The following is a 12,599-nucleotide window of genomic DNA, read 5'->3' on the forward strand; positions in this document are numbered from 1 at the left end:
ATCTCTCAGATTAGAACGGCAGCAGGTTGCGCTGGCGGCTGTAGCTCATGGTGCCGACATTGGCGCCCAGACGCAGGCCGACGCCGGTGCGGATCGGCGCCAGCACGATGCCGTCCGCCTGCTGATAGTTCACACCCAGGCCGGCGATCAGATAGGCCGTACCCTCAACGCCAGGGTAGCGGCGATAGATCATGTCGGGGTGGTACAGGCCATAGACCAGGGTGAAGACCCGGCTGGCGTTGCCGCCCCAGTCCCAACCCACCGAAGCCCCCTGCCAGAAGACCTCCTGCGAGGCCGACAGGTCCTTCATGTGCAGGGCGCCGCGGCCATAGCGCGCGCCCACCACGACCGCGCCCGAGCCCTCTTCGCCCGCGATATAGGCGGTCGGCCGGTCGCCCTGATCGGCGAAGATCCGTTCGATGGCGCCGCCCACGGCCTCGGCCGCGATCCCCAACTCCTTGGACCCCGCCGCGACCAGTTCGTCGAAGCTGTAGGACTGGGCCTGGTTGTCCGACTGGATCGGATAGTTGGGATTGGCGGGCGCGGTAGCGCAGGCGCCCATCGACGAGGCGCCGGCGGCGGTGGCCAGGCCGGAAAGGATCAGTTGGCGGCGATGCATGGGGGCGCTCCGAGAACGGCGAGAGGACAGCCGGCAGGTTCGCCGGGTTTGTAACAGAGTCCCCGACCTTTGCGGCAGCCTTGCGGCTTCAAGGTTAACGGGGGCTTACGGGGCGCTGTAGCGCTTCCTTCTCCCCTTGCGGGAGAAGGTGGCCGAGCGGAGCGAGGTCGGATGAGGGGTCGCTCCCCGCCGCCTGCGTGACCCCTCGCCCGACCGCGCCAGAACGACGGCTTCGCCGCCGTGCGCGGTCTCCCTCTCCCGCAAGGGGAGAGGGAGACTCAATCAGCCTCGCAGCTTGCCGCCCTGCTTCTCCACCGCCGCCACGATCTTGGCGGTCAGAGCCTCGATCTCGGCCTCGGCCAAGGTCGCCTCGCGGGGTTGGATCACCACTTCCAGGGCGACGGACTTGAAGCCCTCCTCCACGCCCTTGCCGCGATAGACGTCGAACACCCGGACATCGGCGATCAGGGCCTTGTCGGCGCCGGCGGCGGCGCGAACCAGATCGCCCACCGGCTTGGCGTCCTCGACCACGAAGGCGAAGTCGCGGGTCAGGGGCATGAAGGCCGACAGGTCGGCAGATCCCCGCGCCTTGCCCGACTTGCCGCGCGGCTCGGGCACAGCGTCCAGCACGATCTCGAAGCCCAGCATCGGACCGTCCGCGTCCAGGGCCTTCAGCACGCGCGGGTGCAGTTCGCCGAATTCGACCATCACATTCTTGGGGCCCAGTTGCAGCCGGGCCGAACGGCCGGGATGCCACCAGTCGCGGTTCTGACCCTGGGCCAGTTGCAGCGAGGCGACCGGGGCGCCGATCTCTTCCAGCAGGGTGGTCAGATCGGCCTTCAGGGCGAACAGGGCGTCCTCTCCGGCGCCGGCCCAGTGCCGGGCGGCATGGGGCGCGACCAGGCCGGCGATGACCGTCCGCTGATCCTTGGGACCGTCGCCCAGATAGATGGGGCCGATCTCGAACAGGGCGGCGTCGGCGAAACCGCGCGCGGCGTTGCGCGCCGCCGCCTGGATCAGGTTCGGCAGGGCCGAGGGCCGCATGCAGTCCAGATCAGCCGCGATGGGGTTCTCCAGCACCAGCCGGTCATCCCCGCCGCCGAACAGGGCCGCCGTGGATTGCTTGGTGAAGGACCAGGTGACGGCCTCGGCATAGCCCAGGGCGGCCAGGGCGCGACGCGCCGTGCGGACGCGGGCCTGGCGGGGGCTCAACACCCCGCCGGCGGGCCGGGCGACTTCGGGCAGGGGCGTGTCGGGCAGGTTGTCGAAGCCCTCGATCCGCGCCACTTCCTCGACCAAGTCCGCGCGCCCTTCGACGTCGCGCCGCCACGACGGCGGGGTCACGGTCCAGGGCTCGGCCTGATCGGCGGGGCCGGCGGTGACCTTGAAGCCGAGCTGGCCCAGTATGGTGCCGATCCGGTCGTCGTCCAGATCCATGCCGCTGAGACGTTTCACATAGGCGGGGTCGAAGGCGAAGGGCGCCGGGCTGGCCGGGGGTTCGCCGACGAAGACGATCTCGGACGGCTCGCCGCCGCACAGGTCCAGGATCAGGCGGGTGGCCAGTTCCAGCCCCGGCGTGACCGAGACCGGATCGACGCCGCGCGCGAACCGGTACTGGGCGTCGGAATGGATGCCGAGCGCGCGGCCGGTCTGGGCGATCACCAGCGGGTCGAACCAGGCGCTTTCGATAAAGACGTCGGTCGTGGTCTCGTCGCAGCCGGTCGACTCGCCGCCCATGACGCCGCCCAGGCCGATGGGACGCTCGCCCCCGGCGTCGGCGATGACGCAGTCGGTCACGGCGGCCGTATAGGTCTTGCCGTCCAGGGCGATCAGATGCTCATGCTCGCCGCCCTCGATATGGGCGGTCCCGGCCGAGACCTGTCCGCCGCGCACGACGATCTCGGTCCCGACCAGCTTGGCCACGTCATAGACGTGCAACGGCCGGGCGCGGTCGTAGGCGATCAGATTGGTCACATCGACCAGGCGGTTGATCGAGCGCAGGCCGATGGCGGTCAGGCGTTTTTGCAGCCAGGCCGGCGACGGGCCGTTCTTCACGCCCCGGATCACCCGACCGGCGAAGACCGGGCACATCTCGGGCGCCTCCAACCGCACGCTGATCGGCGACGGGAAGCCCCCGCGCACCACGGCGATGTCGAAATGCTTCAGCTTGCCGACGCTGGCGGCGGCGAGATCCCGCGCGATGCCGGCGACGCCCAGCCAGTCGGGCCGGTTCGGCGTGACTTCGAAATCGATCACAGGTTCCGCACCGAACAGACCGGCGACCGGCGTCCCCACCGGGATCTCGGGCGGCAGTTCCTGAATGCCATCGCTCTCATCCGCCAGCTCCAGCTCGGAGGCGGAGCACAGCATGCCGTTGGACACGACCCCGCGCACCGGCTTCTCGACCAGGGTCACGCCCAGGCCGGGCACATAGGCGCCGATGGGGGCGTAGATGGTGGTCAGGCCCGCCCGCGCATTCGGCGCGCCGCAGACGATCTCTTTCACGCCATCGACGGTCTCGACCTGGCAGACCTGAAGCCGGTCGGCGTTCGGGTGACGCTCGGCCGACAGGATCTTGGCCACGGTGAAGGGCGCCAGCTTGGCGGCGGGATCGAGAACCTCTTCGACCTCCAGCCCGGCCATGGTCATGGCCTCGGCGATCTGATGGACGTCGACCTCAGTCTCGAGATGATCCTTGAGCCAGGAAAGGGTGAACTTCATGCTGCGGCCCCGCCCAGCCCCGCAATCATCTCGTCAAGGAAGCTCTGCGGACCGGTAAAACCGACGCCCAGGAAGCGGCAGCGAATGAATTTGCAATCCTTGACCGTGACCGTACCGGTCACCCGCTCAGGGCCGACGGGCTTGAGCATCAGGCTGCGAGGGTCGCCCTGAGCGTCGCCCATATTGCAGCCGTCGAAATTGCAGCCCGACAGGGGCAGCAGGACCGCGGGGCCTTCGATCAGGCATTCTATGAAGGTGCGGCCCTCGATGTTCGCCTGGCCGACGCGGCGGGTTTCCAGAAACAGCTGCGGCAGCCAGATCGAACCGTTGCGATATTCCGGCCCGGGGCCGATGGCGTCGAGGGTGATCGGGGCGGCTTGGATGTCAGTCATGGTAATCCTCGAAGATCAGCTCAGGCCCGAGGCCGGATTGGGGGCCGCGAAGGCCGAGAAGCCGTAGTGCGCCAGCCAGCGCGTATCGGCGTCGAACATGGGGCGCAGGTCGGGCACGCCGTATTTCAGCATGGCCAGGCGATCCACCCCCATGCCGAAGGCGAAGCCCTGATATTCGTCCGGGTCGATGCCGCAGTTCTTCAGCACATTGGGATGCACCATCCCGCAGCCCAGGATCTCCAGCCAGTCGTCGCCGGTGTTGAACACCAGTTTCCCGCCTGACCGGTCACAGCGAATATCCATCTCCGCTGAGGGCTCGGTGAAGGGGAAGTGATGCGGACGGAACCGCGCCTGGACCTCGTCCAGCTCGAAGAAGCGGGCGATAAAGGTCTGAAGCGTCGTCTTCAGGTGGCCCATATGGATGTCGCGGTCGATCACCAGGCCTTCGATCTGGTGGAACATCGGCGTGTGGGTGGCGTCCGAATCCTTACGGAAGGTGCGGCCCGGCGCGATGATGCGGATCGGCGGCGTCTGGCTCATCATGGTGCGGACCTGCACCGGCGAGGTGTGGGTGCGCAGCACCTTGCGCTCGCCCGTCTCGGGATCGGGCTTCAGGAAGAAGGTGTCGTGCATCTCCCGCGCCGGATGCTTGGGCGGGAAGTTCAGGGCGGTGAAATTGTGGAAGTCGTCCTCGATGTCCGGACCTTCCGCCACGGCGAAGCCCATTTCGGCGAACAGGGCGATCATCTCGTCCATCACCTGCATGGTCGGGTGGACCCCGCCCTTCCTGCGCGGCCGGGCCGGCAGAGTCAGGTCGACGCGCTCGGCCTGAAGCCGCGCGTCCAGCTCGGCGGCCTCCAGCTCGGCCTTCTTGGTCGTGATGGCGGCGGCGACGCGGTCGCGCAGGCCGTTGATCATCGGCCCCTGTTCGCGGCGTTCGTCGGGGCTCATGGCCCCCATGCCCTTCAGCAGCCCGGAGACGGAGCCGGACTTGCCCAAGGCGGCGACGCGCACCTCTTCGAGGGCGGCGACGCTCTCTGCGCCGCCGACGGCGTTGATCAGTTCGAGTTCGAGTGTGGCGAGATCGGTCATTTGGCCCGTGCATTAGCGGGCCGGGGGCCGTTCGTCACCCTTGAAGGCGCGCGGCGGGATCGATCAGGGCGCGGAGGCGATGGCGGCAAGCTCCGTCGCCGGCGCCTTGTTCGCCGCGACGATCCAGGCGGGTGGTTCCGGCTCCCAGCGGATGGGCTTGCCCTCGGTGCTGTTCCAGCGGTGCAGCCACGAGATTCCGTTGGCCCGGACATAACGATCTTCATGCGCATAGATCGGGTCCGACAGGGCCTCTTCCAGCGTCACGAACCGATAGCCGCGCGCCAGATACAGGGCGTGGATCTGCGGATAATAGGCCTGGTTCAGGCTGTTGGCGTGCAGCAGCAGGACCTGTGCCGGCTCGCGCCCGCCGGTCAGTTCGGCGCTGTAGGGTTCGAAGAAGTCCAGCGCCGTGGTCATATGCGCCACATAGGCTTCGCCCACCCTGCGCTTCAGCGTCTCGTCGCCCAGTTGCTCGGCCTTGCGATAGACATCGGCGAACATCCAGTCGTTGTTGTCCAGAGTGACGGGCGCGACCGTATAGCCGCGCTGGGCCAGGCCGGCGGCGATGGCGTCATGCTTTTCCTGGGTCTCGCCGGTGAACAGATAGGGGTGGCGGAACCAGTGCAGGGTCCGCCCCCGCGCCTCCAGCGCCCCCCGCGTGATCGGCGCGCCCGCATCGACATCGGCCAGATAGGCCTCGGCCGTCGTGCGGTGGATATTGATGTGGCTGAAGCTGTGGTTGCCCAGATCCAGCCCGCCGTCCAGCCAGACGTTCAGAGCCGTCGGCAGGGTCGAACCCCGGGTCGGCTCGCACACCTTGCCCTCATTGACGAAGGCTGTGCCATGGGTATCCAGCGGCTCGAGCATGGCCACGAACTCCGTGGTCAGCCGCATCAGTTGGGCCGGATCGCACAAGGCCTCGTCCGCCGCCTGATACGGCAGGTCGTCGAACGTCACCGCGACCCGTCGCTCCTGCGCGAGCGCCGGCATGGTCAAGGCCAAAGCCAACATCAGGCCGAGGATTGGAACACGTTTCATCATGCACTCAGCCTAGCCCAAACTGCGGCTGGAGAACACCAAAGCAGCATTCCGTCTGAATGCGGACGACTTGTCCGAAACGCGCCGCGAAAGGTTCATGAACGGCAAAGCCGTTGTTAAATATCACCGGTTAAGCCCCCGTCGTGGACATTTAGGGGGGCCGAATGCCGCTGATTGGTGATTTCGTTGACTTGATCGCGCCGGTGGCGCCGTCCACCCCGTGCGCCGAGGTTTTTGAACGGTTCCAGACCGAACCCAACACCCTGGCCCTGGCCGTGGTGGCGGAAGACGGCCGCCCGGTCGGCATCATCGAGCGCAACGCCTTCACCCTGCGGATGGCGGCCGAGTTCGGACGGGCGCTCTACGCCAAGAAGCCGGCCGAAAGCCTGATGGACCGCAACGCCCCCATCGCCGAGGCGGCGACCAGCGCCGAGACCTTCTTCCAGGCCTATGGCGCGGCCGAACTGGGCGCCCTGCTGAGCGGCTTCGTCATCGTGCAGAACGGTCTCTATCGAGGCGTCGGCACCGCCCTGCAGATCGTCCAGGCTGGGGCCGCCCTGCACCGCCAGCGCGCCGAGGAAATGGGCGCCCTGGCCCGCGATCTGGCCTATGCCGAGGCCGAGGCCGTCGCCTCCAGCCGCGCCAAGTCCGAGTTCCTGGCCGTGATGAGCCACGAGATCCGCACCCCGCTGAACGGCGTCCTGGGCGTCGCCGCCTTGATGGACAAGAAGCTGGAGCAGGAAGAACTGCGCCCCTATGTCCGCACCGTCATCGATTCCGGCCAGAGCCTGCTGCGGTTGCTGACCGACGCCCTGGACATGTCGCGCGCCTCGGCCGGAATGCTGACCCTGGAGGAAGAGCCGCTGAACCTGTCGGCCGTGGCCTTCGACATCGACGCCCTGTGGCGGGCCCGCGCCGAGGAGAAGGCGCTGAGCCTGACCGTCCGCACCGACTTCGAGTCCAGCCCCTGGGTCCGGGCGGATGGGATGCGGATCAAGCAACTGCTGAACAATCTGGTCGGCAACGCCCTGAAGTTCACCCAGACCGGCGGCGTCATCGTCACCCTGGCCAGCCATATGACGCGCGACGGTCTCCGGGTCGAACTGACGGTGGATGACAGCGGCCCCGGCGTGCCCGAGGCTGCGGCGGCGACCATCTTCGACCCGTTCAACATCGGCAAGGCTGGACGCGAAGGCGCCGGCGCCGGTCTGGGCCTGGCCATCTGTCGCCAGATCGCCGAGCGCATGGATGGGACCATCGGTCTCAGCGTGTCCCCGCTGGGCGGAGCGCGCTTCCACGTCGTCCTGCCCTTGAACGCCTGCCCGGCCGACGAAGCGGGCGCCGCCCCGCTCATGGCCGAGCCGACGCCGCACGACACCCTCCATGTGCTGGTGGTCGACGACAATCCCACCAACCGCTTCGTCGCCGCCAAGCTGCTGGAGATGTTCGACTGCACCGCAGAAATGGCCGAGAACGGTCAGGAAGCCCTGGAGGCGGTTCAGACCCGGCGCTTTGACCTGGTGCTGATGGACATCAAGATGCCGGTCATGGACGGGGTCGCCGCCACCCGCGCCATCCGCGCCCTACCCGGCCCGGCCGCCCACCTGCCAATCCTAGCCCTGACCGCCAACGCCGACGAACGCGACGAGTTGGACTATATCGCCGCCGGCATGAACGGGGTGGCGCAAAAGCCGATCCAGCCCGACACACTGCTGAACGCCATGCGGCTCGTGCTGGCCGAGGCCGAGGCCGACCGCACGGTCGAGAGCGCGCCCGAAACCTCAGCGGCCTAGTCCCGCGCCCCAAAACGCAGAACGCCCGCCCCGGCGAACCAGGGCGGGCGTTGATCCTTGTCGCGACGGCCCCAGCTCAGGCCGCCACCCTTAGGCCAGAGCGGCGCGGACCTTGTCGGCGACGGCCTTGAAGCCGATCGAGTCGGCGGCGATCGAGGCCAGAACCTTGCGGTCCAGTTCGATGCCGGCCTTGTTCAGGCCGTTGATGAACTGGCTGTAGGTGAAGCCTTCGATACGGGCCGCAGCATTGATGCGCTGGATCCACAGGGCGCGGAAGTTGCGCTTCTTGGCGCGACGGTCGCGATAGGCGTATTGCCCGGCGCGGTCGACGGCGGCCTTGGCCGTGCGGATCGTATTCTTGCGGCGGCCGGAGAAGCCCTTGGCCTGCTCAAGAACCTTCTTGTGCTTGGCGTGCGAAGTTACGCCACGTTTAACGCGAGCCATGTCGCTATTCCTTCAAATTCTTTGGGTTGAGATCTATCGTACAGCGCGCGCCGATCAGGCGTACGGCATGTAGGACTTGATCTTCTTGGCGTCGGCGTCGGCCATGACCGAGGTGCCGCGGTTCTGGCGGATGTATTTCGAGTTGTGGCTGATCAAGCGGTGACGCTTGCCCGCAACCCCGGCCTTCACCTTGCCAGTGGCCGTGAATTTGAAGCGCTTCTTGGCGCCCGACTTCGTCTTCAGTTTCGGCATTTCAGTCTCCTTTTTGGAGGGCTACCGTCCTTCGGACTACTTGAGCCCGAGGGGATGACCTTCCAGAGTTTAAGAACCGCCTAGGCATGCCTGTTCGCCCGGCGGTTCGGTACGCGAAGGCGCGGCTTCTACGTGAAGACCGGCGCCATTGCAAGATGAGTCACGACGGGGCCTTGGCGTCGGCGCCGCCGTTGCGAATGACGCGGCCGGCGTTCAGCGCCATCACCGCCGCCGGGATGGTCAGAAGCGCCCCGATCAGGAAGGGCCAGTCGTGCCCCAAGCCCGAGAACAGCGCCCCGGCGACCATGGGTCCGAAGATCCGCGCCACCGAGCTGGAGGCCATGTTCAGCCCCAGCATCGCGCCCTGTCGGTCGGGCGGCGAGGCCCGGCTGATCATGGCCGAAATATTGGGCATGGCCAGCGACATGCCGCAGGCGCCCAGGGCCATGACCAGAGGAATTACCCACCCCTGGACCACCGGCAGGGACAAGCCGCCCAGCTCCAGCCGGGTCGCGGGAAACCAGGCGACCGGCGCCAGCACCTGCAGCACCAGCGATGCGCCGAACAGCAGCATGCCGGTCGCCAGCACCCGCGCCTCGCCGAACCGCCGCGCCAGCCGTCCGGCGAAGAACCCCTGGTTCAGGGTCGAGATCACCCCCACGATCATGAAGCTGAGGCCCACCTCGCGCGCGCCCCAGGCGTAGCGGCTCTCGGACCACAGGCCGAATACCGCCTCCATGGCCGAGAAGCCGGCCATATAGATCAGGGTGACGATCAGAACCCGCGACACCACTGGATTGCTCCGGGCGTCCTTCAGCCCCGCCAGGAAGGGCGGGCGCGCCGCCGTGGGATCGGCCTTGGCCCGGCTTTCGCGCAGGAAGACGATCACCCCGAGCGCCGCCAGGGCCGCGAGGGCCGCAGCGAGGAAGATCGGCAGCTGATAACCCAGCCGTCCCAGTTGCGGCTGGGTCAGCAGTCCGCCCAGCCCCGGCCCGACGATGAAACCCAGGCCAAAGGCCGCGCCGATCAGCCCCATCCGCCCTGCCCTCTGCTCCGGCGGCGTCACATCGGCGACATAGCCCTGGACGGTCGAGATATTGCCCGCCCCCAGTCCGGTGAACAGCCGCACCGCGATGGCCAGCCAGATATTGGGCACGAAGGCCAGCATCAGATAGCCCAGCGCATTGGCCACAAGCGTGACCAGCAGGACCGGCTTACGACCGATCCGGTCGGACAGCCGCCCCCAGAAGGGCTCGGCGAAGAACTGGCCCAGCGAATAGGCCGAAAACATCAGGGTGATCTGCCACGCCTCGGCCTTCAGGCTCTGGGCGAAGAAGGGCAGCAGCGGCACCACCAGCCCGAACCCGACCAGATTGATGAAGACCACCGAGAACAGCACCGCCAGGGCGGGCGCACGGACGGCGGGAGGCGGGGGCGTCTGGCTCATGCCCCACGCTTAGCGCGACGCTTGGCCTGCGAGAAGCGCCCTCGCGTCACCGCCACCTCGACCGCTCAATTCGGCCCGACGGGATTGTTCGCTTCCAAGAACCGCACCGTCTCGCGCAGCATCTGTTGGCGAGTGTCGGCGCGTGACAGCCAGTGGTCCTCGCCCGGCAGCTCTATGAACTCCACCGGTTTGCCGGCTCTGCGCATGGCGTCGGCCATGACCCGGCTCTGCTCGATGGGCACCACCGTGTCGTCCTTGCCGTGGATCAGCAGCAGAGGCCGGTCGACTGTTTCCGCGAGACGGGCCGGCGACAGCACATCCAGCGCCCGGTCGTTCAATCGCGCCGCCCCCATGAAGCGGTTCCAGTAGCGCACCGTCTGGCTGTCGTTGCGGCCCTCCTGCCGCGCCTCCCAGTTGACCATCCGGCGCAGGTCCGACACCCCGGCGACAGCCACTCCGCAACGATAGACGCCAGCGTCCAGCGTCAAGCCCGCCATGGCCGCATAGCCGCCGTAGCTGGCGCCGACGATACAGACCCGTTCGGGATCGATGATCCCCTCGGCCGCCAGCCAGCGCACCCCATCCGACAGATCGGTCTGCATCTTGCGGCCCCACTCGCCATAGCCAGCTTCCAGGAAGGCCAGGCCGTAGCCGGTGGAACCGCGGAAATTCGCCTGGAGCACCGCATAGCCGCGCGACGCGAGCGCCTGCGCCCACCAGTCAAAGCCGGCCACGTCCCGGGACGCCGGCCCGCCGTGGGCCAGCACCACCAACGGCAGGTTTTTCGGGGCATCGACGCCCGGCGGCAGGGTCAGATAGCCGGGAATGTCCAGGCCATCGGCCGCCGCATAATGGATCGGACGCATCTCGCCGACCTGAGCAGGCAGGATGGTCGGATAGGCCTCGGCCAGAACATCGGCGGCCCCACGCGAGAAATCGACCAACTGATACAGGCCCGAATCCCCGATGTCGTTGAACACCACCACCCGATCCTGCGCGTCGTTCCAGGACGTCAGCAGCGGCCTCTTTCCCGCAAAAGCCCGTTCTATGGCGCCCCAACGCCGCGCGGCAGCCGGATCGATGAACTCGTAGTGCGTGCCGTCCTCCTCCGTGCGGCCGCCGCCGATCAGCAGGCGCGTGCGCGGATGATGGACCAGAAAATCGGGGTGATGTTCGAACGGCAGCCGGCTCCACTCGCCCGTGTCCACATTGACTTCGAACAGGACGTCCGATGTCTCGGAATCCTCGTCCTCGGGCGCCAGATCGGGCCGGTCGGCTCCAATGATCACCGTGCGCGGCGTGCGCCCCATGCCGAGCAGGCTGGGCGTATCCACCGGCGCATCGACCACCCAATTCTCATGGAACCCGCCCCCCTTTGGCAGTCGCAGCGACCAGCGCCCCCCGCGTTCGACATAGCGGGCCATGGCGATCACCTGGCCTTCGCCGTCCAGAACATAGTCCTCGATCTCGCGGTCCATGGACTTGACCGCCCGCCCCCGGCCCGTGCGCAGGCTGATCCGGTGCAGGTCGATCTGGCCGCTGTTGATATTGACCCCACGAGCGAACAGCGTCGGACCTTCTTCGGTGCTGCGGATCGAGGCGGGACCGTACAAAACGGCCAGAACATCCGGCGTCCGGTCCAGCACCTGGACCAGCTTCTTTTTCTCCAGATCCAGAATCTGGCCGAAGAACAGCTCGGATCGAGGCACGCCCAGCATGGGGATGCCCTGCGTCTGCGAGGTCACGACCAGAACATGCCCCTCGCCGATCCAGCGCAGATCGCGGACCTTGATGGCGCCGACGTCCGCAGCGAACAGATGCTCGCCCGTGCTCATCCGAGTCACGGCGATGGCGCGAATCTCGTCCACCACGCTAATCCTGGCGACCAGATCGCCGCTGGGCGACAGCTCGATATATTCGATGGCCGGCGTAGCGCTATAGGCCTCCAGCGGCGGCGGCGCCTGAACCTCCGCCGCGGCGTTTCCCGCACACAGCCCCATTGCGATCGCCAAGGCGACCGCCTTCACCCCTGAACTCAACACCACGCACGTCCTCCCCCGAGTCGAACCTCCTTTTCAGCTGCCCCGCGTACAAGTTGCAAGAGGTCCACGCTCTGCGCGCGAAAAAGAAAAGCCCCGACCGGGTCCGGTCGGGGCTCTTCACATCAGCAATGGATCGTGTCGATCAGCGCGGGGCCAGGATCATGATCATCTGGCGGCCTTCCATCTTGGGCGAGAACTCGACCTTGGCGACTTCCTCGAAGTCGGCCTGGACCTTGTTCAACAGCTTCATGCCCAGTTCCGGGTGCGCCATTTCACGACCGCGGAAGCGCAGGGTGACCTTCACCTTGTCGCCCTCTTCGAAGAAGCGGTGCATGGCCTTGGCCTTCACCTCATAGTCGTGGGTGTCGATGTTCGGACGGAGCTTGATCTCCTTAAGCTCGACGACCTTCTGGCGCTTGCGCTGCTCGGCCTTCTTCTTCTGCTCCTGGAAACGGTGCTTGCCGTAATCGAGGATCTTGGCCACCGGCGGTTCGGAGGTGGAGACGATCTCGACCAGGTCCATCCCGGCTTCCTCGGCGGCTTCCAGAGCGGCGGAGGTGGGCATGACGCCCTGTTTCTCGCCATTCTGATCAATGAGCAGAACGCGAGGGGCGCGGATATCCTGGTTCATACGCGGCCCGTCTTTCACGGGTGGCGCTTGCATGGGACGGCGAATGGGCGTCGTTTCCTTATGTGGTCAAAGAAGGCGTGTGTCGTGATGAGCGAATGCACGCGGCTGTCGCCACGTTCCCCTCAAGC

11 protein-coding genes are annotated in these 12,599 nt (G+C 67.0%); 1 reads left to right on the forward strand and 10 read right to left on the reverse strand.

Annotated features, from left to right (window positions below; all coding sequences use genetic code 11):
- Positions 1-10 precede the first annotated feature (10 nt).
- The 5 genes from ACW17X_RS09210 to ACW17X_RS09230 all read right to left on the reverse strand — a co-directional run bounded on the left by ACW17X_RS09210 (position 11) and on the right by ACW17X_RS09230 (position 5,862).
- Positions 11-619 carry a DUF1134 domain-containing protein gene (locus ACW17X_RS09210; protein ID WP_492096872.1) on the reverse strand — a complete coding sequence of 203 codons (609 nt, stop codon included), beginning with the start codon at positions 617-619 and terminating at the stop codon, positions 11-13.
- A 282-nt stretch (positions 620-901) separates the two neighbouring features.
- Positions 902-3,340 (reverse strand): phenylalanine--tRNA ligase subunit beta, encoded by a 2,439-nt coding sequence (pheT, locus tag ACW17X_RS09215; protein ID WP_492096873.1) that lies wholly within the window; start codon positions 3,338-3,340, stop codon positions 902-904.
- Positions 3,337-3,732 carry a hypothetical protein gene (locus ACW17X_RS09220; protein ID WP_492096874.1) on the reverse strand — a complete coding sequence of 132 codons (396 nt, stop codon included), beginning with the start codon at positions 3,730-3,732 and terminating at the stop codon, positions 3,337-3,339. The genes pheT and ACW17X_RS09220 overlap by 4 nt, the downstream gene beginning before the upstream one ends.
- Positions 3,733-3,747: 15 nt before the next feature.
- Positions 3,748-4,824: a phenylalanine--tRNA ligase subunit alpha gene (pheS, locus tag ACW17X_RS09225; RefSeq protein ID WP_492096875.1), complete on the reverse strand. Its 1,077-nt coding sequence runs from the start codon at positions 4,822-4,824 to the stop codon at positions 3,748-3,750.
- A 63-nt stretch (positions 4,825-4,887) separates the two neighbouring features.
- A complete protein-coding gene (locus tag ACW17X_RS09230) occupies positions 4,888-5,862 on the reverse strand; it encodes a polysaccharide deacetylase family protein (RefSeq protein WP_492096876.1) in 975 nt (324 codons plus the stop codon).
- A 164-nt stretch (positions 5,863-6,026) separates the two neighbouring features.
- Here ACW17X_RS09230 and ACW17X_RS09235 point away from each other — a divergent pair, with 164 nt between their 5' ends.
- Entirely contained in the window at positions 6,027-7,655 is a 1,629-nt protein-coding gene (locus ACW17X_RS09235) for a response regulator (protein ID WP_492096877.1), read from the forward strand.
- 90 nt (positions 7,656-7,745) lie between these two features.
- Here the strand turns inward: ACW17X_RS09235 and rplT are convergent, their stop codons facing one another.
- The 5 genes from rplT to infC form a co-directional block, all read right to left on the reverse strand.
- Complete coding sequence (gene rplT / locus ACW17X_RS09240) at positions 7,746-8,099, reverse strand: 50S ribosomal protein L20 (protein WP_492096878.1); 354 nt, start codon at positions 8,097-8,099, stop codon at positions 7,746-7,748.
- A 54-nt stretch (positions 8,100-8,153) separates the two neighbouring features.
- Positions 8,154-8,351, reverse strand: coding sequence for a 50S ribosomal protein L35 (gene rpmI, locus ACW17X_RS09245; protein WP_003166435.1), 198 nt, complete (start codon positions 8,349-8,351; stop codon positions 8,154-8,156).
- A 160-nt stretch (positions 8,352-8,511) separates the two neighbouring features.
- Complete coding sequence (locus ACW17X_RS09250; RefSeq protein WP_492096879.1) at positions 8,512-9,798, reverse strand: MFS transporter; 1,287 nt, start codon at positions 9,796-9,798, stop codon at positions 8,512-8,514.
- A 65-nt stretch (positions 9,799-9,863) separates the two neighbouring features.
- Positions 9,864-11,810 (reverse strand): alpha/beta hydrolase family protein, encoded by a 1,947-nt coding sequence (locus tag ACW17X_RS09255; RefSeq protein ID WP_492096880.1) that lies wholly within the window; start codon positions 11,808-11,810, stop codon positions 9,864-9,866.
- A gap of 172 nt (positions 11,811-11,982) precedes the next feature.
- Positions 11,983-12,504: a translation initiation factor IF-3 gene (infC, locus tag ACW17X_RS09260; RefSeq protein ID WP_492088037.1), complete on the reverse strand. Its 522-nt coding sequence runs from the start codon at positions 12,502-12,504 to the stop codon at positions 11,983-11,985.
- Positions 12,505-12,599 lie beyond the last annotated feature (95 nt).

The sequence above is a fragment of the Brevundimonas sp. FV1ye4L genome (assembly GCF_058681255.1).